Below are 19,079 nucleotides of genomic sequence, written 5' to 3' on the forward strand. Positions count from 1 at the left end.
TTCGTTATCCTTTGGCAGCCCTATATGAAAGAGGTAACAAATTCCATATTCAAACGGGGAAATCGTTACAGAACAGGGGGAATTTTGTATACAGGTCAGAAATTATGACCTAAAATGACGTCAAATGCAGCACACTATTCCGACGTGGGGAGGCGTCTGATGAGTCAGCCAAAGATTTCGCTCAATGACCGTTTCGATCTGACCAAAAGCCCGGTGCTTTTGAATGGCACGCAGGCGCTTGTTCGTCTGATGATGATGCAGAAGGCGCGCGATACCGCCGCGGGTCTCAACACTGCCGGTCTGGTCACCGGATACCGGGGGTCTCCGCTGGGTGCGGTCGATCTTCAAATGTCGCGCGCCGAAAAGCAATTGGCCGAGTGCGATGTGACCTTTCAATACGGTCTGAACGAGGACCTGGCCGCCACAGCCCTGTGGGGCAGCCAGCAGGCCGGTCTGCGCGGCGACGGCAAATATGATGGCGTGTTCGGCCTGTGGTACGGCAAGGGGCCGGGTGTGGACCGGTCCGGCGATGTGATGCGTCACGCCAACATGGCCGGAACCGCCAAGCATGGTGGCGTTCTGATGGCGATGGGCGACGACCACACGGGCGAAAGCTCGACCGTGCTGCACCAGTCGGAATGGTCGATGGTTGATATGTACATGCCCGTCGTCAGTCCGGCCGGAGTGCAGGAAATCCTCGACTATGGGATCTATGGCTTTGCGCTCAGCCGGTTTGCCGGGGTCTGGGTCGGGCTCAAGACGATGAAGGACACGATCGAGGTGACCTCGGTCGTGGATGGCCGGCCCGACCGGATGCAACTGGTGACGCCGGAATTCGACATGCCCGAAGGTGGGCTGAACATCCGGCTGGGCGACACGCCGCACCTGCAGGAGGCGCGGATCATCGACTACAAGCGGTTCGCGGCCGAAGTGTTTTCACACGCCAACCGGATGGACCGGCGGGTCTGGGGCAAGCCGGGCGCCAAGATCGGCATTGCCGCGGCGGGCAAGAACTGGCTGGACCTGGTCCACGCCGTGTCGCTACTGAACATCGACGAGGCCGAGGCCGAACGGCTCGGAATCACCACCTACAAGATCGGCCAGACCTTCCCGTTGGACATGAAGGGGTTCCATGATTGGGCCGAGGGGCTGGACCTGATCATCATCGTCGAAGAAAAGCGCAAGCTGATCGAAGTGCAGGTCAAAGAGGCGATCTTTGACGACCGTCGCGGACGTCGCGTGTACGGCTGGTACAAGGGCGGGGCAGGCACGCTGCACCGCGAAGAGCTGTTCCCGACCCGTGGCGCGCTTGATCCGATCATGATCGCCGAAAAGCTGGGCGAGATCTTCATCGAGGAAGGTCGCGAAACCGACGGTATTCGCGCAGGGCTGGCCAGCCTGCAAGAGGCGCGCCGCAACGACAACGCACAGGAGATCGCGACGCGGCTGCCGTACTTCTGCTCGGGCTGTCCGCACAATAGCTCTACCAAAGTGCCGGAGGGCAGCCGGGCCTATGCCGGGATCGGCTGTCACTACATGGTGCAGTGGATGGATCGCGAGACTACCGGCTTTACCCAGATGGGCGGCGAGGGCGCCAACTGGATCGGTGAGGCGCCGTTTTCGACCACGAAACACGTGTTCCAGAACCTGGGCGACGGCACCTACAACCACTCGGGCGTTCAAGCGATCCGGGCTGCGCTGGCGGCCGGAACCAACATCACCTTCAAGATCCTGTTCAACGACGCGGTCGCCATGACCGGCGGGCAGGAGAACGAGGGCCATCTGACCGCCGAGCGCATCGTGCGCGAGGTCAAATCCATGGGCGTGCAGCATGTGGCCGTCGTCTATGACGAAAAGGAGGACGTGAACTTCAAGGCGCTGCCCGGCGAAGTGGAAACCCACGAACGGGCCGAGCTGATGGCGGTTCAGAACAAGTTCCGAGAGATTGAAGGCGTGTCGGTCATCGTCTACGTCCAGACCTGCGCCGCCGAGAAACGCCGCCGCCGCAAGCGCGGGACCTTCCCGGACCCGGACAAGCGGGTGTTCATCAACTCGGACATCTGCGAGGGCTGCGGCGATTGCGGGGTGCAGTCGAACTGTGTCTCGATCGTGCCCAAGGAAACCGAGCTGGGCCGCAAGCGGGCGATTGACCAGTCCAGCTGCAACAAGGATTTCTCGTGCCTCAACGGGTTCTGCCCGTCCTTCGTCACGCTGGAAGGCGCCAAGATCCGCAAGGAAGCCACCACCGAGATCGATATCCCCCATCTGCCGCAGCCGGTTCTGCCGCAGATCGAAGGCACGCACAACGTGGTCATCACGGGCGTCGGCGGCACCGGGGTCGTGACGATCGGGGCGGTTCTGGCGCAGGCCGCGCAGATCGACGGCAAGGGCGCGGGCATGATGGAAATGGCCGGGCTGGCGCAAAAAGGGGGCGCGGTGCATATCCACTGTCGCCTGGCCAACAAGCCCGAGGACATCAGCGCCATCCGCGTGGCCACCGGCGAAGCGCATGCGCTGATCGGCGGCGACCTCGTGGTGTCGGCCGGGGCCAAGACGCTGGGCCTGACGCGCACTGGTCAGACCGGCGCGGTGGTCAACAGCCACGAGATCATAACCGGCGATTTCACCCGCAACACCGAATTCCACATTCCGGTCGACCGGCTGGAATTGGCGCTGGAAGCGCGACTGAAGGACGGTCTTGCCCTGTTCGACGCGACCGAGCTGGCACGCGCGGTGATGGGCGATTCGATCTATTCCAACATGATGGTGTTCGGGGCGGCATGGCAGCGGGGACTGCTGCCGGTCAGCCACGAGGCGATCATGACCGCGATCGAGCTGAACGGCGCCGCGGTCGAGCGCAACAAGCGCGCCTTCGAGGTCGGCCGCTGGGCGGTTCTTCATCCCGAGGAAGTGGCGCGCATCGTGACCCCCACGGTAACCGAGTTGCCCAAGACACCCGAGCAGGCCATCGCCTTCCGGGCCGATCATCTGGTGGCCTATCAGGGCAAACGTTTGTCCAAGCGCTATCTCAAGCTGGTCGAGTCGATCGAAGACCCGAAGGTCCGGGATGCCGTCGCGCGTGGGTATCACAAGCTGTTGTCCTACAAGGATGAATACGAAGTGGCCCGCCTACTGCTGGACAGCCGTGACAAGGCCGCCGCCGAATTTGACGGCGACATCAAGATGACCTTCCACCTTGCTCCGCCGATCCTGGGGGGCAAAGGGCCGGACGGGCGTCCGCGCAAACGGCAATTCGGCGAATGGCTGCTGGGGCCGATGAAGGTTCTGGCCAAGCTGAAGGGGCTACGTGGCACGCCGCTGGACATCTTCGGCTATACCGCCGAGCGCCGAATGGAACGGGCCTTGATCCGTCAGTATGAGACGGACATGAAAGAGGTCCTGCCCAAGCTGGATGACAACACCCGTGATGCGATTGTCGCGCTGGCGCGGTTGCCGCTGGACATCCGCGGTTTCGGTCCGGTATTGGCCGCCAACGACGCCAAGGCCGCCAAGCGGCGCGAGGAACTTCTGGCCGTGATCCGGCAAGGAGGGACCGAGACGCTGGCCGCGGCCGAGTAACGTCATATCGGTGTCATGGAGGCGCGGTAGGGTTCCCGTCCGCGCCGTCCGATGACGGCCACGCCGGAGACCCGTGATGAAATCACGTCGCCAAGTCGCTCGGGACATTTCCTACGCCCATTCTGCTGAAACGCGGGGTGGGCGCATGGTCATCAAACTGATGGAGAACACGACCGGTCGGCTGCGTCTGATCCGGCGCGCGGATGGTTACGAGCGCGAGGTCGCCAATGGCCGTGATTTCTGGTCGGTCATGGTCGAACGCTACGGGCTGAGCCTGAACGTGGTGGGCGGGGCGCTGTCAAACATCCCCAAGGACGGCCCGCTGATCCTGATCGCCAACCACCCCTACGGGATTCTTGATGGGTTGATGATGGGGCATGTGCTGTCCCAGACCCGCGGAGATTTCCGGATTCTGGCCAATCATGTGTTCCACAAGGCCGAGGATCTGAACCGTATCATCCTGCCGATCTCCTTCGATCAGACCAAAGAGGCGATGCGGCTGAACCTGCAGACCCGAAAAACCGCCCTGGATTATCTGGGTCAGGGTGGGGCAATCGGGATTTTTCCCGGTGGCACGGTCAGCACGGCGGCCCGACCGTTCGCGCACCCGATGGACCCGGGCTGGCGCGGATTCACCGCTCGGATGGTAGCCAAGTCAAAAGCGACCGTGGTGCCTTTGTTTTTCGATGGTCACACCTCGCGCCTGTTCCAGATTGCCAGCCATCTGCATGTGACGCTGCGCATGGGTTTGCTGATCAAAGAGTTCAAAAAGCGCGTCGATACCCCAGTGGATGTGGTCGTGGGGCAGCCCATCGGCCGCGACGTTCTGGACCCATTGGCCGGCGATACGCGCAAGATGATGGATTTCTTGCGCAAAGCCACGTATGAGCTGTCTCCGAAGCCGCTGAAGTCGTATGACTATGGCTATGAATTCGAGGAACGGCATCGCGCCTGAAGGGGCAAATGGCAGTAGGCATCTTTGATTCCGGATTGGGCGGGCTGACCGTCCTGAACGCCGCGCAGACACGTCTGCCGGAGGTGGATTTCCTGTATTACGCGGACAGCGCGCACGCGCCGTATGGCGTGCGCGACGCTGAGGATATCTACAACCTGACCCGAAACGCGGTGCAGGACCTGTGGTCGCGCGGCTGCGATCTGGTGATTCTGGCCTGCAACACGGCCAGCGCTGCGGCGCTGCGACGGATGCAGGAAGAGGGCGTGCCGCAGGGCAAGCGCGTGCTGGGTGTGTTCGTCCCGCTGATCGAGGCACTGACCGAGCGCCAGTGGGGCGACAACAGCCCCCCGCGCGAAGTTGCGGTCAAGCATGTGGCCCTGTTTGCCACGCCGGCAACCGTGGCCAGCCGTGCGTTCCAGCGTGAACTGGCGTTCCGCGCCATCGGCGTCGATGTTGAGGCGCAGGCCTGCGGTGGCGTGGTCGATGCCATCGAGGACGGTGACATGATCCTGGCCGAAGCCCTTGTGCGGAGCCATGTGGACGCGTTGAAGCGCAAGATGCCGCAACCGCAGGCTGCGATCTTGGGCTGCACCCATTACCCCTTGATGGCCGAAGCCTTTCAGGCAGCGTTGGGACCGGACGTGCAAGTGTTCAGCCAAGGCGACCTGGTGGCCGAAAGCCTTGCGGATTATCTCCAGCGGCATCCGGATATGCTGGGCGGGGGTGAGGCGGGTTACCTGACCACAGGCAATCCGCAGAAGGTCAGTGACCGGGCAACGCAATTTCTCCGACGACAGATCACCTTCAAGGCCGCCTGACTTAGGTCAAGGACCGGCCCCTGTCATGAATTTATTCGGTACCTGTCATGTCGGCGGGTGCCAGACGTGTCACATAAATCTACGAGGTCTGACATGACCCACAAAATCGCAATCCTGGGCGCTTCGGGCTATACCGGTGCCGAACTGGTACGGCTGATCGCCGAGCACCCGAACATGGAAATCACCGCCCTGGCGGCCGAGCGCAAGGCCGGGCAGACCATGGCCGAGGTGTTTCCGCATCTGCGCCATCTGGATTTGCCGCGTCTGTGCAAGATTGAGCAGATTGACTTTGGCCAGATCGACCTGTGCTTTTGCGCGCTGCCGCACAAGACCAGCCAGGAGGTCATCCGGGATTTGCCCTCCGACCTCAAAATCGTTGATTTGTCGGCGGATTTCCGGCTGTCCGACCCCGATGAATACGAGAAATGGTACGGCAATCCGCATGCCGCACTCACGCATCAGGATGAGGCTGTCTACGGACTGAGTGAGTTCTACCGTGAGGATATCCGCGCTGCGCGGCTGGTGGCTGGCACCGGGTGCAATGCTGCCACGGGGCAGTACGTGCTGCGGCCGTTGATCGCGGCCGGTGTTATCGACCTGGATGACATCATTCTTGATCTGAAATGCGCTGTCTCCGGGGCGGGGCGTGCGCTGAAAGAGAACCTTCTGCACGCCGAACTGAGCGAGGGCACCAACGCTTATGCCGTCGGCGGTACCCACCGGCATCTGGGCGAGTTCGATCAGGAGTTCTCGAAACTGGCGGGCCGCGCGGTTCACATCCAGTTTACGCCGCACCTGATCCCCGCGAACCGGGGCATTCTGGCGACCTCGTATGTGAAGGGTGATCCGCAGAGCGTTTTTGAAACGCTGTGTGCAGCCTATTTAGACGAGCCTTTCATTCAGATGCTGCCCTTTGGCGACACACCTTCGACCCACCATGTGCGCGGATCGAACTTCTGCCACATCGGCGTCGTTGCTGACAGGATCGAACGGCGTGCCATCGTGATTGCGGCGCTGGATAACCTGACAAAAGGTAGCAGTGGGCAGGCCTTGCAGAACGCAAACCTGATGTTAGGTGAACCCGAAACGACCGGGCTTATGATGGCCCCACTGTTCCCATGAGGGCGAGATGAAGACGCTGAAGAAACGTCGTCGTGTACAGATCATTCTGTTGGCTTTTGTGGCTTTGGCCCTGGCGACGGGCTTGATCGGTTATGCCATGCGAGACGGGATCAACTATTTCCGCTCGCCCAGCCAGGTAATCGCCGAACCGCCGGCGCCGAACGAGGTGTTCCGCATCGGTGGCTTGGTCGAAGAAGGCTCGATCGTACGAGGGCAGGGTGAAACCGTACGGTTCACCGTCACCGACGGGGGTGAGAGTGTGAAGGTGGCCTTCACCGGTGTCTTGCCTGATCTGTTTTCCGAGGGTCAGGGGATGGTCGGCACCGGAAGCTACGTTGATGGCGTGTTCCAAGCCACTGAAATTCTGGCAAAACACGACGAGACCTATATGCCGAAAGAGGTTATCGATGCCTTGAAGGAGCAGGGCGTCTACGAAGAGCCGGCAGACAGTTGAGACGGGACAGCCTTCGGTAGGTTGCCTGAATGAGTGTTCAAGGGCGTTGCGCGATCTGGTCGTGCAGCGCCCTTCTTCGTTTCATGGATTTAAGGATTTCACCGGACCGTGGGCCGCATAGGAACACAGAGGTGCAGCATGCAGTCGGTTCAACAGATTGCCAACGAGATCATAGCCCGCGAGGGCGGTTTCGTCGATGATCCGGACGACCCCGGAGGGGCCACGAAATACGGTGTCACAATCCACACGATGCGACGGTTGGGCCTTGACCTGACGCGTGACGGCACTGTCGATCGCCGCGACGTGATGGCGCTTGGCCGGGAACAGGCCGTCGCGATTTTCATCACGCATTACTATCAAAAGCCCGGTCTCGCACGGGTGCCCGACGCGCTGCAGCCGACGCTGTTCGATATGTACGTGAATGCGGGCGGACAGGCGGTGCGCATCCTGCAGCGTCTTTTGGTGCAGATGGGATTTTCGCTCGCCGTGGATGGCGTTTTGGGGCCGCGAACGGCTGGGGCGTGCGATCAGGCCGCAAAACCCGATCCGGTGGTGTTGCGCGACGCGTATGGGGTGGCACGAAGGAACTACTATTTCCGGCTTGCTGACCGACGTCCAGCCTTGCGCAAATACGTGCGCAGCCGAAACGGTGGGAAAGGGGGTTGGATCCGCCGAGCCGAGCAGTTTCTATCTCCGCCCTATCACCTGAGCATGGCCGAGTTTCAGCAAAGGATAACCGCATGGGACTGATCGCAGGTGTTTTCGATCTTCTGTTAGGTGGTGGGCGCAACGTGGTGCGCGAAACTGCCGAGGTGTTCCGCGAGAACTCGGAGACCGGTGCGGAACGCGCTGTTGCGCTGCGCGGACACGCGATGAACCAGTTCGGCGCGGAATTCGAGGCTCCCCGCAAAGGCGGGTTTGACCGTTTCATGGATGGTTTGAATCGGTTGCCAAGGCCTGCATTGGCGCTGGGGACATTGGGTTTGTTCGTGGCCGCGATGGTCGATCCACTATGGTTTGCGGCGCGGATGCAGGGAATTGCGCTGGTGCCCGAGCCGCTGTGGTGGCTACTGGGCGTCATCGTGTCGTTCTATTTCGGCGCGCGGCACCAAGCGAAGGTTCAGGACCTTCAGCGTGATATCTCAGTTACGATGATGCGGGCGCCACAGGTCATGGCCAACTTGCAAGCTCTTCACGAGATGCGAGCGGAAAGTCCGGGAGCCGCCGATCCGGGGCCGGATGCCGAACTGACGGCCCAGGTGATCATCCCCGATCACAACCCGGCGCTTGAGGACTGGCGGCGTCTGCAGCGCGCCTGACCCGCGACACTATGTGCGCCTGATTGCGGCGAAAGTGATTGGCGCTTGCCCGGGCGCGGGATTATACCCGAGCCCATGATTACCGAGCTTGGACATTTCGCCCTCATCCTGGCCTTCATGGTGGCCATAGTTCAGACAGTCGTGCCATTGATCGGCGCCGCAAAACGCTGGCCGTCATGGATGCTGTTCTCGGAGCCCGCGGCTATTGCTCAATGTCTTCTGACAGGATTTGCCTTCGCTGCGCTGGTGTGGGCCTTTGCGACCTCGGATTTCTCGCTGCGTATCGTGGTGGAAAACAGCCACTCTCTGAAGCCGATGCTGTATAAGATCAGCGGAACCTGGGGAAACCACGAAGGCTCGATGCTGTTGTGGGTGCTGATCGTGGCGCTTTTTGGCGCAACGGCCGCACTTTTCGGCCAGGGTTTGCCACCCACGCTCAAGGCCCGTGTCTTGGCGATGCAGGCCGCAATCGGGGTGGCGTTCTACGCCTTCATCCTGTTTACCTCCAACCCGTTTGACAGGCTTCCCGTGGCGCCGTTTGACGGCCGCGATCTGAACCCCTTGCTGCAGGATCCCGGTTTGGCTTTCCATCCGCCGTTTCTGTACCTTGGATATGTGGGCCTGAGCATGGCATTCAGCTTTGCTGTCGCTGCCCTGATCGAGGGGCGGGTGGACGCGGCGTGGGGTCGTTGGGTTCGACCGTGGACCCTGGCAGCGTGGATATTCCTGACCATCGGCATCGCGTTGGGATCCTGGTGGGCCTATTACGAACTGGGTTGGGGCGGGTTCTGGTTCTGGGATCCTGTGGAAAACGCGTCTTTCATGCCGTGGCTCCTGGCCGCCGCCCTGTTGCACTCGGCTATCGTGGTCGAAAAGCGCGAAGCCTTGAAAAGCTGGACCATTCTGTTGGCGATCATTGCGTTTGGCTTTTCTCTGATCGGCACCTTCATCGTGCGCTCGGGCCTTCTGACGTCGGTTCACGCCTTCGCAAACGATCCTGAGCGTGGTGTGTTCATCCTGTTCATTCTGGTGGCGTTCATCGGCGGAGCGCTGATCCTGTTCGCCGCCAGGGCGCAGGCGATGGAGGCCAAGGGGCTGTTCGGAATGGTCAGCCGTGAAAGCGCATTGGTGCTGAACAATATCCTGCTGGCTGTCAGCAGTTTTGTCGTGTTCTTCGGGACCATGTGGCCGATGGTTGCCGAGATGATGTTCGACCGAAAGCTCTCGGTCGGGGCACCGTTCTTCAATGCGGCCTTTACGCCGTTCATGGTGGTGCTGGGCATCGCATTGCCGCTGGGCTCGATGCTGCCGTGGAAGCGCGGCAGGCTGGGCCGCGTCGCATGGCAACTGCGCTATGCGTTTGTTCTGGCCGTTTCGCTGGCCGTACTGGTTTGGGTGCTGCAGACGAGCCGCAGCGCGCTCGGGCCGGTTGGTTTGTTCCTTGGCGCATGGATCACCTTCGGCGCCGCGGTCGATCTGTGGAGCCGTACAGGCCGTACCGGCGGCTTCCGGCGTCTGATGCGTCTGCCGGGTGCGGATTGGGGCAAGGCGATCGCCCATACCGGTCTGGGGGTCACGATCTTTGCGATTGCCGGCCTGACCGCCTGGGAGGTCGAGGACATCCGTGTTGCGCGTATCGGGGAAACCTTCGACGTGGGCGGTTTCTCGTTCACTCTGGACGGCGTGCGCGAGGTTGAGGGGCCGAACTATTTCTCCACCATGGCCGATGTGCAGGTTCAAAAAGATGGTCGAGAGATAGCTACGTTGAACCCGGAAAAACGGACCTATCCGGTGGCCGCCATGCCCACGACCGAGGCTGCGATTGACTACCGTTTTCTGCGTGATGTCTACGTGGTCATCGGGGATCAGCAGGACGATGGCGGCTGGGTCATGCGTACTTACATCAAACCTCTTGCGAATTGGATTTGGGGAGGCTGCATTCTGATGGCTCTGGGCGGATTGTTCAGCTTGTCCGACCGCCGCTTCCGGGTGGCCGCAGGCGCGCGCAAGGCCCCGGTAAGCGGGGTACCTGCGGAATGAAACGTCTGATCGTTTTGTTGTTGTTGCTGGCATCGCCGCTGATGGCGGTCCAGCCGGATGAAGTCCTGGAGGATCCGGCGCTCGAAGCCCGAGCACGAGATATCAGTACGGGCCTGCGTTGTCTGGTCTGTCGAAACGAAAGCATCGACGAAAGCAACGCGGAACTGGCCCGTGACCTGCGCATTTTGCTGCGCGAACGGCTGGTCGCGGGCGACACCGATGAAGAAGCGGTTGCCTATATCGTCGACCGCTACGGAGAATACGTGCTGCTCAAACCCACGACCACGGGGGCGAACCTTCTGTTGTGGCTGGCAGGGCCGGCCATGCTGTTGATTGCGGCGGGTCTGGGGTGGAACTTCCTGCGCGGTCGTGCGCGGGTTGACGAGACCTCCGCCGTGGACGGATTGAGTGACGACGAGAAAGAGCGCCTGCGCCGGATTCTTGAAGACTGACGTGCGGTTTGCCTTTCCCTTGCGCGGCATTTGGTTCAGGGTTCGGGAAATTCTGCGCATGTGAGGACTTCATGGAATACGAAACGGTGCTTTTGGACATCACGGACGGTCTGGCTGTGGTCACGCTGAACCGGCCGGACAAGATGAACGCGCTTACGACGAAAATGCGCGCCGAGATTACCCATGCGATGAAAAAAGCCGCTCATGACGCGCGCGCAATCGTCCTGACGGGCGCGGGTCCGGCGTTTTGCTCCGGCCAGGATCTGGGCGATGCGTCCAGCACCGGCAAGATCGATCTGGAACGCGCGCTGCGCGACGAATATGAACCGATGCTGGAAGCTGTTCATGATTGTCCGGTGCCGACAATCGCGGCCGTGAACGGTCCCGCGGCGGGGGCAGGGGCCAATCTGGCGCTGTGTGCCGATGTGGTCATTGCGACCGAAAGCGCCTATTTCCTGCAAGCCTTTGCCCGGATCGGTCTTTTGCCGGACGCCGGCGGGACGTGGTTCATGCCGCGCCAAATGGGTCTGGCCAAAGCCATGGGTGCGGCCCTGTTCGCCGACAAGATTTCTGCGCGTCAGGCCGACCAATGGGGCATGATCTACGAGGCGGTTGCCGACGATGAATTCGCCGCGCACTGGCGCAAGCGCGCCGAGTACCTGGCCAAAGGGCCGACTGCGGGCTTTGCCGCGATCAAAAAGGCGATGAGAGGCACCTACGAAAACACCTTGCCGCAACAATTGGCGACCGAGGCGCACCTGCAAGGAGAATGTGGGCGCACCCGCGACTTCGCCGAAGGCGTGGTGGCATTTCTGGAGAAACGCGCCCCCCGGTTCGAGGGGCGCTGACCATCAGGCCCGGCGGCGGCGACGCGCGCGCCGTTCGGGCATCGCCTCGTCCCCGGTTCCGTCACTGGCCGACGAGAAAGGCCCAAGGACTGCAGTAATTTGCTCGAGCGACGGACGGGCGCCACGGGGTTCAGTGTCCAGTGCCTTGCGCATCTCACGCAGGTGCGCTGGCATCGTTCCGCAGCAACCACCAATAATGGTCGCACCTGAATCCCGCGCCATGGCGGCGTAACGGCCCATCAGTTCGGGTGTGCCGTCATAGTGGATGTGGCCATCGACATATTTGGGAATACCCGCATTGCCCTTGGAGATCAGGGGGCGTTCGGTTCCCTGAGCCACAAAACCAAGAACCGTGCGCAGGATATCAGACGCGCCGGTGCCGCAGTTGGCGCCAAAGGCGATCGGCGGGTTGGGCAGGGTTTCGACCAGTTGCGCCAGATCGGCCGAGGTCACACCCATCATGGTGCGCCCGGCGGTGTCAAAACTCATGGTACCGCACCAAGGCATGTCGGCCAGGGCAAAAGCCTCGGCCGCGGCGCGGAATTCCTCCGGCGCGCTGATCGTTTCTACCCACAGCACGTCGACGCCGCCGGCTTTCAGCGCCTCGGCCTGTTCGTGGAACATCTCGACCGCCTCGGCATGGGTCAGGCTGCCCACAGGTTCCAGGATTTCACCGGTCGGACCGACCGAGCCCGCAACCACCACCGGGCGTCCGGCGGCATCCGCCACCTCACGCGCCAGTTCGGCGCCGATGCGGTTCAACTCGGCCACGCGGGTGTGGGCGTCGTGCAGCTTCAGACGTGCAGCCGTTCCGCCGAACGTATTGGTCAGGAACAGGTCGCTGCCTGCATCCACCGACCCCTGATACAGGGCGCGGATCTTGTCGGGCTGGTCGGTGTTCCACAGCTCGGGCGCGTCGCCCGATTGCAGCCCCATGTTGAACAGGTTCGTTCCGGTGGCGCCGTCGGCAAGAATGGCGTCCTTCGTTTCCAGCAGTCTGGTCAGCGCGTTGGTCATTGGAGATGTCCGGAGTTGTGGCCCCAAGGGCCAAAAATTTAGACGCCCCGTGTCGCATGACCGGGACGTCAAATCAAATTCATAATACTCATGAAGATCATGAGGTGGGCGGCATGCCTCAGTTGGCTTCGCTCATCACCTGGGCTTTGGCCTCGGGCAGCAATTCCGCCATCTTGGCGCGGATTTCCTCGGGGCTGGACAGATCGCCCAGATCAGCGGCGACCTTGCGCACCACGTCCTCGTGGCCGGCCTCTTCGAAATCGGCGATCACGACGGATTTTGCATACTCGGCGGCCTCGTCGCCGCTTTTGCCCATTTTTTCCGCAGCCCACAGGCCCAGCAGCTTGTTGCAACGGGCTTGCGCCTTGAACTGCATTTCTTCGTCATGGGCGAACTTTGCTTCAAAGGCGTTTTCGCGTTCGTCGAACGTGGTCATGGGTGTTGGGCCTCTTCAAGTAAAAGTGTGTTTCCTGATGATATGACCATACGCGCTGCCGGGTGCAAGGTATTTGCGCTGCGTCAAAGCCTCTCGGATGCATGAACTTGCGGGAAAGGGGGGCTTGCACTATGAGAGCGCCAACGCGATGGGACTCATTCCCTCGCCCCAGCCTGGAAAGGTCGCACATGGCGCGTCGCAAGAAGATTTACGAAGGCAAGGCCAAGATCCTGTACGAAGGCCCGGAACCGGGCACGATCGTTCAGTATTTCAAAGATGACGCCACCGCGTTCAACGCGGAAAAGAAAGACGTGATCGACGGCAAGGGTGTTCTGAACAACCGCCTGAGCGAATTCTTCATGACCGGTCTGAACCAGATCGGCGTGCCGACCCATTTCATCCGCCGCCTGAACATGCGCGAACAGCTGGTTCGCAGCTGCGAGATCATCCCGCTTGAGGTGATCGTCCGCAACTATGCCGCCGGGTCGCTGTCGAAACGGCTGGGCATTGCCGAGGGAACGCAACTGCCGCGCCCGATCGTGGAATACTGCTACAAGGACGACTCGCTGGGTGATCCACTGGTGACCGAAGAGCACATCGCCGCGTTCGGCTGGGCCAGCCAGCAGGACATGGACGACATCCTCAGCCTGGCGCTGCGGGTGAACGACTTCATGAGCGGCGTGATGCTGGCTGTGGGTATCCGTCTGGTCGACTTCAAGATCGAAATCGGTCGTGTCTACGAGGGTGACTTCCAGCGCCTGATCGTCGCTGATGAGATCAGCCCAGACAGCTGCCGCCTTTGGGACATCGAGACAGGACAAAAGCTGGACAAGGACGTGTTCCGCCGCGATCTGGGCAGCCTGACCGACGCCTATTCCGAGGTCGCCCGTCGCCTGGGCGTTCTGCCGAAAAGCAACGTGAGCAAGCCCACCCTGATCAACTGATCGCGCCGACTGGCAGGGCCTAACAAGGATGCGCTGCTCCTGTTCGGGGGCGGCGCATTTTTCATTGCGGGTTTGACAGGTCAGGCCCCTGTCACGCATCTTCGGGTTGACCGACCAACCCGGTCCGCTAACCAAGGTGACACACTGAATGAGCGCGTTGTTCGATCAAGCGGTTTTCCTGAAGTTTCTGGCGGCCGTGCTGGCCATATTCAACCCGCTCTACAACATCCCGATCTTCTTGAGCATGACGCGCGACTGCACACCTGCCGAACGGCGCAGGGTAGCGATGATCGTGATGGCCTCGGTGACGGTGATCGCACTGATCTCGGTCGCTATAGGTGAAGAGGTGTTGGCTGTCTTCGGGATCGACGTTCCTTCGTTTCGCGTGGCCGGCGGGCTGATTATCTTCGGGATCGGCATGTCGATGCTGAACGCGCAAGACCGGGCGCCGGGCGATCAGGCGGCCGTGGTCGATGGTCACGCGCGCAAGTTGAACTTTGCCGTTGTTCCACTGGCGATCCCGTTGACGATTGGCCCGGGCACGATTGCCGTGACGATCGTGTTCTCGCATCAGCTGTCGGATGGGGCCGAACTTGTGACGCTTGGCTCGGCGATCCTAATCGCCTGTTTCATCGTCGGGCTCGGCCTGTTGTTTGCTGACAGCATCTCGCGGCTTGTGGGTGAGACGATGATCAACGTGCTGACCCGGATCATGGCGATCCTGCTGGTTGCCGTAGCCGTCGAAATGGTTCTGACCGGCATCTTCAACGCGGTTGATGCACATTATCCCGGCCTGACCGGCAGCGTGGGCAATTGACTTCCTCAAGGGGAACCGCCTGCGGTCATTCGACCGCATCACAAAGGCTTGTTCTGCGCGGTCAGTCGCGCTATGCCCCGCGCAACGGAACAGGCCCCGGCGCGGCGGGCCACAGGTGGAGTTGCGACGATGAAGGCACGGGTGCACGTAATGCTCAAGAACGGGGTTCTGGACCCTCAAGGCGAGGCTGTGCGCCACGCATTGGGCGCACTGGGGTTCGACAAGGTGCAGGGCGTGCGACAGGGCAAGGTGATTGACCTGGAACTGGCCGATGGCGCAACCGAGGCTGATGTGGCCGAAATGTGCGAGAAGCTGTTGGCCAACACGGTCATCGAGCGTTACGAGATCGAACTGGTCTGAGTTCTCTGACCGTTATCCCCAAGGAGGGTTTCCCATGCGCGCAGCGGTTGTCGTTTTTCCGGGGTCCAACTGTGACCGGGATCTTGCCGTCGCCTTTGAGCAGGCTGGTTTTCAGGTCGACATGGTCTGGCACAAGGATGCCCAACTGCCGCAGGGCGTGGACATCGTGGGCGTGCCGGGTGGGTTTTCCTACGGCGATTACCTGCGCTGCGGTGCGATCGCCGCGCAGTCTCCGATCTGCAAGGCGGTAGTCGAACACACAGAACGGGGCGGCTATGCCATCGGCATCTGCAACGGGTTCCAGATACTGACCGAGACCGGCATCCTGCCGGGCGCACTGCTGCGCAATGCCGGCCTGAAATACATCTGTCGAACCGTTGGGCTGAAGGTGGAGACCAGCGACAGCGCCTTTACTCAGGGCTACAACGCCGGAGACGTGATTCAGATTCCGATCGCGCATCACGATGGCAACTACTTCGCTGATGACGAAACCATTGCCCGCCTGCGGGACGAGGATCGGATTGCCTTCAGCTATACCGACAACCCCAACGGCTCGCGCGGGGATATTGCCGGGATCCTGTCGCATAACCGGCGCGTGCTGGGCATGATGCCCCACCCCGAGCGGGCGGCGGACGAGGCGCATGGCGGCACCGACGGAGTGGCGCTCTTCCGCGCATTGTCGGGTGTGCTGACACCTGCGTGACTTGAGGTCGTGGGCGCGGAAGCGTAGCTTCGGTGCATGAGTTCCGACGCGCAATCAGGCTGGACAAATCTATTTGGCCGCGGTGCCCCTTTGGGGTGGCGTCTGCGGCTGGCCGTGTTCGTGTTGCTGGTTGCTGCTGCGGCGACGGTCTGGGTCACCAACAGCCTGCTGACAAATCGGTTCACGGAATCGACCCGTAACAGGGCTGAACTGCGTCTGGCCCTTTATTCCGGCAACCTGCTGAGCGAATTGCGTCGAAACGCCATCGTTCCACAATTGCTGGCCCGGGACCCGACCTTGATTTCTGCCTTGCAGTCAGCCGATTTTTCCCTGTCGACGCAGCGGCTTTTGTCCTTTGTTGAGGAAATCGGGGCCGCGTCGCTGATGCTGCTGGATCGGGATGGTCGGGTCGTTGCCGCAACAGACCGCAATCGACTGGGCGAGTCCCATCGAAGTGACCCGTATTTCGTGAATGCCGTCAGGTCGAACGCAACGATCTTTTCCGAGATTGCGCGCGAGACCGGCAGTTATGGCTTTCTCTACTCCCGCAGGATCGAGGCCGGGTCGGAAATTCTGGGCGTGATCGTGGTCGAGGTTGATCTGCGCAAGTTCGAAAACGCCTGGGCCGGGATCTCGGACGCGGTCATGGTGACCGACAGCACCGGAACGATCATTCTGTCGACCGAACCCCAGTGGCGCGGCCTGAACGAGACTGAGGCGTTGTTGCGGCAGCATCCGCAGGGTGCCATCCAGCGCGCAATTCGGGCGACTACCGATTGGACGGCCTTGCCGCCGGACGCCTATGTCGCGGGCGAGGCCGTCATGCGGATGGAGACCCGCATCCCGTTCCGCGGCTGGAAGATGACCTCGTTCACGACCTATTCCTCGATCCGCGAAAAGGTGAACAGCGTGCTGGCGCTCGAGATCATGGGGTTTGCGATTCTCCTGGCGCTGACCTTCTATGCACTGAGCCGCAGGGCCACGTTCCGCATGGCGCTGTTCCAACGCGAGTCGGCGGAGCTTCGCGCATTGAACGCAAGGCTGCAGCGCGAAATCGCCGAACGCGAACGGGTTGAAAAGACGCTGGAAGTGGCGGAACAGACGCTGGCGCAAAGCTCGAAGCTGGCAGCTTTGGGCGAGATGTCGGCGGCCGTCAGTCACGAGTTGAACCAGCCGTTGGCGGCGATGAAGACCTATCTGGCGGGGGCGCGGCTACTGCTGCGCCGAAACCGCCCCGAAGAGGCGCTGGCCAGCTTTGGTCGGATCGACGGTCTGATCGAGCGGATGGGCGCGATCACGCGGCAGCTCAAGTCTTATGCCCGAAAGGGCGCGGACGCGTTTTCACCCGTAAATCTTGGGGAGGCGTTGGCCTCATCCCTGTCGATGATGGAACCGCAGCTGCGCCAGAGGCAGGTCAAGATCACCCAGATCCTGCCCGAAGAGCCGGTGATCGTGATGGGAGATCGGATGAGGATCGAACAGGTTATGGTCAACCTGTTGCGAAACGCGCTCGACGCCACCAAATCTGTTGCAGAGCCTGAGGTCGAGATCATTCTGGCCGCAGGCGAGACCGCCGTGCTGGCGGTGCGCGACAATGGCCACGGGATCGAGGATATCGAGAACCTGTTCGAGCCGTTCTACACCACCAAGCGACCCGGAGATGGGGTCGGCTTGGGTCTTGCCATCTCGTCCGGGATCGTGAACGACCATGGCGGACGGCTGACTGCGCGCAACGGCCAGAACGGCGGCGCGGTATTCGAGATGCAACTGCCCATTTTGGGACATGACGGCCTTGAGGCCGCAGAATAACGAGGACGTACCTATGGCACAGGCCATGAAAATTGCCATCGTGGATGATGAACAGGACATGCGCCAGTCGATCAGCCAATGGTTGGCGCTGTCCGGCTATGACACCGAAACCTTTGCAAGCGCCGAGGATGCGCTCAAGGTTCTGGGGCCGGATTACCCGGGGATCGTGATCTCGGACATCAAGATGCCCGGCATGGATGGTATTCAGCTTTTGAAAAAGCTGATGGGTGCCGACAGCACCTTGCCGGTGATCATGATTACCGGTCACGGCGACGTGCCGATGGCGGTCGAGGCGATGCGGGTGGGGGCGTTCGACTTTCTGGAAAAGCCGTTCAACCCCGACCGGATGTCGGAACTGGCCAAACGCGCCAGCAACGCTCGGCGTCTGACGCTGGACAACCGCGCCCTGCGGCGCGAGCTGTCGGGCGGCACGCAGATCATGAACAAGCTGATCGGCGCCAGCCCGGTGATGGAGCGCCTGCGTGAGGATATTCTGGACCTGGGCCAGGCCGACGGGCATGTGCTGATCGACGGCGAAACCGGCACCGGCAAGACCCTTGTGGCCCATGCGTTGCACGCAGTGGGCAGCCGGGCGGGCAAGAAATTCGTTCTGGTCTCCTGTGCCGCGCTGGAAGAAGAGGCGCTGGCCAAGCGACTGTTCGGCCCCATGATGCCCGAGGACACGCAGCTGCCCGCTATCGAGGAAGCCCGGGGCGGCACTCTGGTGCTGGAGGATATCGAGGCGCTGAGCGACACGCTGCAGGCGCGGTTGCTGAGCGTCATGAACGATCAGGGAACGCCGGCCGAGACCCGGATCGTTGCGATCTCGAACCTGCAGGAAGCCGGCAAAACCAGCGAGGACGTGCTGCGGCCCGATCTGTTCTATCGTCTGGCGGCGCTGCGGATCACCATGCCGCCGCTGCGGCAGCGGGGCGAGGATATCCTGACCCTGTTCACCCGGCTGAGCGAGCAGTTTGCCGAGGAATATGGTTGTGAGGCGCCGCAAGTCAGCGCCCAGGAGGCCGCGCAGTTGTTGCAGGCCCCGTGGCCGGGCAATGTGCGCCAGTTGATCAATATCGCCGAACGCGCGGTTCTGCAGTCGCGGCGCGGCTCGGGCACCATCGCGTCGCTGTTGATGTCCGATCACGAAGAGATGCAGCCGGTGATGACCACCGAGGGCAAGCCGCTGAAGGAATACGTTGAGGCGTTCGAACGGATGCTGATCGACAACACCATGCGGCGCCACAAGGGGTCCATCGCCTCGGTGATGGAGGAACTTTGCCTGCCGCGCCGGACTTTGAATGAAAAAATGGCCAAGTACGGGTTGCAACGGGCGGACTATCTGTAGGCGAGGGGGCCAGTCCCTTTTTGGCCTTTTGGCCAAAGTACACCCGGGAAATTTGAAG

Annotated in this window: 18 protein-coding genes; 16 read left to right on the forward strand and 2 right to left on the reverse strand. The window is 61.5% G+C overall.

Going from position 1 to position 19,079, the window contains the following annotated elements; all coding sequences use genetic code 11:
* Window positions 1-159 precede the first annotated feature (159 nt).
* The 10 genes from GOW72_RS12410 to GOW72_RS12455 all read left to right on the forward strand — a co-directional run bounded on the left by GOW72_RS12410 (window position 160) and on the right by GOW72_RS12455 (window position 11,587).
* Entirely contained in the window at window positions 160-3,579 is a 3,420-nt protein-coding gene (locus GOW72_RS12410; protein ID WP_170367053.1) for an indolepyruvate ferredoxin oxidoreductase family protein, read from the forward strand.
* Between the two features lie 76 nt (window positions 3,580-3,655).
* Complete coding sequence (locus GOW72_RS12415) at window positions 3,656-4,534, forward strand: lysophospholipid acyltransferase family protein (protein WP_170339337.1); 879 nt, start codon at window positions 3,656-3,658, stop codon at window positions 4,532-4,534.
* A gap of 8 nt (window positions 4,535-4,542) precedes the next feature.
* Complete coding sequence (locus GOW72_RS12420; RefSeq protein WP_170357695.1) at window positions 4,543-5,352, forward strand: glutamate racemase; 810 nt, start codon at window positions 4,543-4,545, stop codon at window positions 5,350-5,352.
* Between the two features lie 93 nt (window positions 5,353-5,445).
* Entirely contained in the window at window positions 5,446-6,474 is a 1,029-nt protein-coding gene (gene argC, locus GOW72_RS12425; RefSeq protein WP_170367054.1) for an N-acetyl-gamma-glutamyl-phosphate reductase, read from the forward strand.
* A 7-nt stretch (window positions 6,475-6,481) separates the two neighbouring features.
* Complete coding sequence (ccmE, locus tag GOW72_RS12430) at window positions 6,482-6,928, forward strand: cytochrome c maturation protein CcmE (RefSeq protein WP_170338751.1); 447 nt, start codon at window positions 6,482-6,484, stop codon at window positions 6,926-6,928.
* 138 nt (window positions 6,929-7,066) lie between these two features.
* Window positions 7,067-7,678: a holin-associated N-acetylmuramidase gene (locus tag GOW72_RS12435; RefSeq protein WP_170367055.1), complete on the forward strand. Its 612-nt coding sequence runs from the start codon at window positions 7,067-7,069 to the stop codon at window positions 7,676-7,678.
* Window positions 7,669-8,247, forward strand: a complete 579-nt coding sequence (locus tag GOW72_RS12440) for a holin family protein (RefSeq protein ID WP_170367056.1) — start codon at window positions 7,669-7,671, stop codon at window positions 8,245-8,247. The genes GOW72_RS12435 and GOW72_RS12440 overlap by 10 nt, the downstream gene beginning before the upstream one ends.
* Window positions 8,248-8,322: 75 nt before the next feature.
* Window positions 8,323-10,287 carry a heme lyase CcmF/NrfE family subunit gene (locus GOW72_RS12445; protein ID WP_170367057.1) on the forward strand — a complete coding sequence of 655 codons (1,965 nt, stop codon included), beginning with the start codon at window positions 8,323-8,325 and terminating at the stop codon, window positions 10,285-10,287.
* Window positions 10,284-10,739 carry a cytochrome c-type biogenesis protein gene (locus tag GOW72_RS12450; protein ID WP_170338745.1) on the forward strand — a complete coding sequence of 152 codons (456 nt, stop codon included), beginning with the start codon at window positions 10,284-10,286 and terminating at the stop codon, window positions 10,737-10,739. The genes GOW72_RS12445 and GOW72_RS12450 overlap by 4 nt, the downstream gene beginning before the upstream one ends.
* 71 nt (window positions 10,740-10,810) lie before the next feature.
* The gene (locus GOW72_RS12455; protein ID WP_093961976.1) at window positions 10,811-11,587 is read left to right on the forward strand and encodes an enoyl-CoA hydratase-related protein; all 777 of its coding nucleotides are present in this window, start codon (window positions 10,811-10,813) and stop codon (window positions 11,585-11,587) included.
* Between the two features lie 3 nt (window positions 11,588-11,590).
* Here the strand turns inward: GOW72_RS12455 and bmt are convergent, their stop codons facing one another.
* Complete coding sequence (gene bmt / locus GOW72_RS12460; protein WP_170338743.1) at window positions 11,591-12,604, reverse strand: betaine--homocysteine S-methyltransferase; 1,014 nt, start codon at window positions 12,602-12,604, stop codon at window positions 11,591-11,593.
* A 118-nt stretch (window positions 12,605-12,722) separates the two neighbouring features.
* Window positions 12,723-13,040, reverse strand: a complete 318-nt coding sequence (locus GOW72_RS12465) for a DUF1476 domain-containing protein (RefSeq protein WP_170357709.1) — start codon at window positions 13,038-13,040, stop codon at window positions 12,723-12,725.
* A gap of 188 nt (window positions 13,041-13,228) precedes the next feature.
* Between GOW72_RS12465 and purC the strand changes: the two genes are divergently transcribed.
* The 6 genes from purC to GOW72_RS12495 all read left to right on the forward strand — a co-directional run bounded on the left by purC (window position 13,229) and on the right by GOW72_RS12495 (window position 19,021).
* Complete coding sequence (purC, locus tag GOW72_RS12470) at window positions 13,229-13,984, forward strand: phosphoribosylaminoimidazolesuccinocarboxamide synthase (RefSeq protein ID WP_170357710.1); 756 nt, start codon at window positions 13,229-13,231, stop codon at window positions 13,982-13,984.
* 148 nt (window positions 13,985-14,132) lie between these two features.
* Complete coding sequence (locus GOW72_RS12475; protein ID WP_170367058.1) at window positions 14,133-14,801, forward strand: MarC family protein; 669 nt, start codon at window positions 14,133-14,135, stop codon at window positions 14,799-14,801.
* 129 nt (window positions 14,802-14,930) lie between these two features.
* Window positions 14,931-15,161 (forward strand): phosphoribosylformylglycinamidine synthase subunit PurS, encoded by a 231-nt coding sequence (purS, locus tag GOW72_RS12480; RefSeq protein WP_093961981.1) that lies wholly within the window; start codon window positions 14,931-14,933, stop codon window positions 15,159-15,161.
* 34 nt (window positions 15,162-15,195) lie between these two features.
* Entirely contained in the window at window positions 15,196-15,864 is a 669-nt protein-coding gene (gene purQ, locus GOW72_RS12485; protein ID WP_170357712.1) for a phosphoribosylformylglycinamidine synthase subunit PurQ, read from the forward strand.
* A 36-nt stretch (window positions 15,865-15,900) separates the two neighbouring features.
* A complete protein-coding gene (locus GOW72_RS12490) occupies window positions 15,901-17,673 on the forward strand; it encodes a sensor histidine kinase (protein ID WP_093961983.1) in 1,773 nt (590 codons plus the stop codon).
* Window positions 17,674-17,686: 13 nt separating this feature from the next.
* Window positions 17,687-19,021 (forward strand): sigma-54-dependent transcriptional regulator, encoded by a 1,335-nt coding sequence (locus GOW72_RS12495; protein WP_170367059.1) that lies wholly within the window; start codon window positions 17,687-17,689, stop codon window positions 19,019-19,021.
* The last annotated feature ends 58 nt before the right edge of the window (window positions 19,022-19,079 follow it).

This window comes from Ruegeria arenilitoris, assembly GCF_013032855.1.
GTDB classification, from domain to species: Bacteria; Pseudomonadota; Alphaproteobacteria; order Rhodobacterales; family Rhodobacteraceae; genus Ruegeria; species Ruegeria arenilitoris.